Origin of the sequence: Paenibacillus yanchengensis, from assembly GCF_042684845.1 — a bacterium.
In the GTDB taxonomy this organism is placed as follows: domain Bacteria; phylum Bacillota; class Bacilli; order Paenibacillales; family Paenibacillaceae; genus Pristimantibacillus; species Pristimantibacillus yanchengensis.
Map to the genome: position 1 here is coordinate 1 of NZ_JBHUMH010000025.1, position 560 is coordinate 560.

General features: G+C 37.5%; 2 protein-coding genes. Both read right to left on the minus strand.

The annotated features are described in order from the left end of the window. Nucleotides 1-268: IS3 family transposase (locus ACFSTH_RS11390; RefSeq protein ID WP_377793669.1), on the minus strand; the 268-nt coding region annotated here is incomplete at its 3' end. Continuing rightward, a partial coding sequence (locus tag ACFSTH_RS11395) for a transposase (protein WP_377793671.1) occupies nt 265-560 on the minus strand: 296 nt, incomplete at its 5' end. The genes ACFSTH_RS11390 and ACFSTH_RS11395, both read right to left, overlap by 4 nt.

Below are 560 nucleotides of genomic sequence, written 5' to 3' on the forward strand. Positions count from 1 at the left end.
TAGATATCAGTCCTTGCTCTTGCATGATACGACTAATTCGTCGTCTCGATACGATTAAACCGCGTTCTTTTAACTTTACTTTTATCTTTCGTGTGCCATAGACTCTTCTGTTTTCGTGAAAGATAGTAATAATAGCTTGAATAATGTCGTTTTCAGATGGTTTTTCTTTTGCTTCATAATAAAACGTACTTCTTGCGATTTGTAGGACGTTGCACATTGCTGATACCGAGTACTTATCACGATTATTCTGGATGATAGCTACGATCAATCCATGATCAGCGCTGCTTGCTTTAAAATGTCATTCTCCATCTTAAGTTGCTGAATTTCTTTTCGTAGTGTGATAAGTTCGTTTTCTTCTGCGGATCGATTATCCTTTTCTTTGAAAGAACCTGTAGCTTGCGCTTGTTTAATCCATCTATCTAGTGCTGATGAGGTAAGCTCATATTCTCTTACAATTGACGCTCTAGGTTTTCCATTTTCATAGAGATCAACCATCTGTTTCTTAAATGCTGCTGTGAATGTTCTTCTTTGTTTGGACATGGTAGTAGTTCCGCTCCTTC